Source organism: Streptomyces sp. C, from assembly GCF_000158895.1.
GTDB classification, from domain to species: Bacteria; Actinomycetota; Actinomycetes; order Streptomycetales; family Streptomycetaceae; genus Streptomyces; species Streptomyces racemochromogenes.
The window spans coordinates 6240483-6242266 of record NZ_GG657750.1; the positions used below are offsets into that span (position 1 = coordinate 6240483).

Annotated in this window: 1 protein-coding gene and 1 pseudogene; both read left to right on the plus strand. The window is 72.9% G+C overall.

The window, feature by feature from the left end; all coding sequences use genetic code 11:
* Nucleotides 1–1316, plus strand: a pseudogene (locus SSNG_RS44965) (hypothetical protein); the annotation flags it as partial.
* Nucleotides 1291–1784, plus strand: a 494-nt coding sequence (locus SSNG_RS28040; protein ID WP_042802092.1) for a pentapeptide repeat-containing protein, incomplete at its 3' end; no start/stop codon positions are given. The pseudogene SSNG_RS44965 and the gene SSNG_RS28040, both read left to right, overlap by 26 nt.

Sequence of the window (1784 nt, forward strand, 5' to 3'; positions counted from 1 at the left end):
CCGCGGAGGTGGCGAACCCCCGGGACACCGTCGCCTGGGCCGGCACACCCGACGGCAGGGAGGCCGCCTGCCGGGCCGTCTGGTGGGACGACGCGAGCCCGCGGGTGCTGCTGCTGGAGAGCGGGGAGGACCTGGCGGACCCTGCGGTTTTCACACCGCCGGTCTGGCAGACTCCGGCCCCGGGAGGGGAGGCGATGGTGGTCGTCCGTGGCTTCGCGGACAACCACGACTGGCACCCGGCCGCAGGTGGCGTCCGGATCAACAGCCGCGTCCGCAACGCGGAGATCACCGAGGTCTCACCGGAGGCGCAGGATTGGATCCACTTCCGGGGCAGCCCGGTTCACACCCCCCAGGGCGGGCTGATCGGTGTCGTGCACACCGTCCGGCCCGATCGGATGGTCTTCCTGATGGCGGAGGCGCTGCTCGGGCAGGACGGGTTCCGTGTTGCGCTGGACGGCGGGGGGCACAGGGCCGGCGTGGCCCTGGGAGTGCGTGTCGGAGGGGGTTTCCGAGCGTCTGCCGAGCTGGCCGCGATGGTGCTGGAGGAGATGGCCGGGGCGCGGGTGGCCGGGGGGCTGCAGCGCGGGCTGCGGTTCTCCCTGTCCGGGCCGCGCGCCTACAGCGGGGCCGGGTTCGTACTGACGGCCTTCCCCCGGGCGCTGGCCCGGCTCGGCGACGGGGAACCAGAAGGGCTGCGCCCGCCGCTCGCCGTGGCCCTGGCAACCGGGGAACCCGGTGACCCGGCGGAGGATCCCGACCGGATCCTCGACAGTCCCGCGATCACGGAGCTGCTGACGTCCGGGGGTCCGGGGCACGCACAGCGCCTCGTGGTCGCGGTTTCCCCGTCGCTGTACGAGGAGCTGCGCGAGGTCCTCGGTCCGCTGGCCCTGCGGTCCCTCAGGCGGCTGGGGGTGGAGCCGGGGGGATGGTTCCTCGCTGGGGGCCCCGCCCGGGTGGCGGAGCTGTTGACGGACGCGGAGGCGTACCGCCTGGAGGATTCCGCCTGGCCCCGGTGTGGTCACGGCGTCAGCGACGAGAGCCCGGCGGGGTGCATCGGCATCAGGGTGGTGGGCCGCCGGAGCTGCCTGGCCCACCTGCCGCGCTCCGAACAGGACGCCTGTCTGCGCACCTTGGAGCCCGCCTCCTCCGTCGACTTCCGGGGGACCACCTTCGAGGGGGGACTGCTGGGCAGGGTGCTCGACGCGCTGCGGGATCCGGGGACGGGGTCCGTCGTGCTGGACTCGGCCGCCTTCGCGAGGGCGTGCTTCAAGGACGACTGGGCGGCGGCGGATGCCCGTCTTCAACGGCGAGACTGACTTCACCCGGGCGGTCTTCGAGGGCCGGACGGACTTCGCCGAGGCGATCTTCGGCAAGGACGTGTCCTTCGACGGCGCCGTCTTCAAGGACGTGGCGGGCTTCGACAACGCCACCTTCGCGGGCGCGGCCTCCTTCGGCCGTGCCGTCTTCGAGAAGGCGGCGGCGTTCGAAGGAGCCACCTTCGAGGAGCCGGCCTTCTTCGAACGCGCCGTTTTCGTCGGAGCGGCACGGTTCGCCCGGGTCGCCTGGGACGAGGCCGTCTCGTTCGCGCGCGCCGTCATGGAGGAGGAGGCGGTGCTCGACGAGATGTCGGTTCGGGCGCGGGCAGACTTCGACCGGGTGGTCTTCAAGGGGCGTACGTCGCTTTCCGAATCCGTCTTCCGGGGGCCGGTTTCCTTCACCCGCGTCGTGTGCCACGGGGCCCTCTCCGCGGCCGGCACCCGCTTCGAGCTCGGGTCGGACTTCGA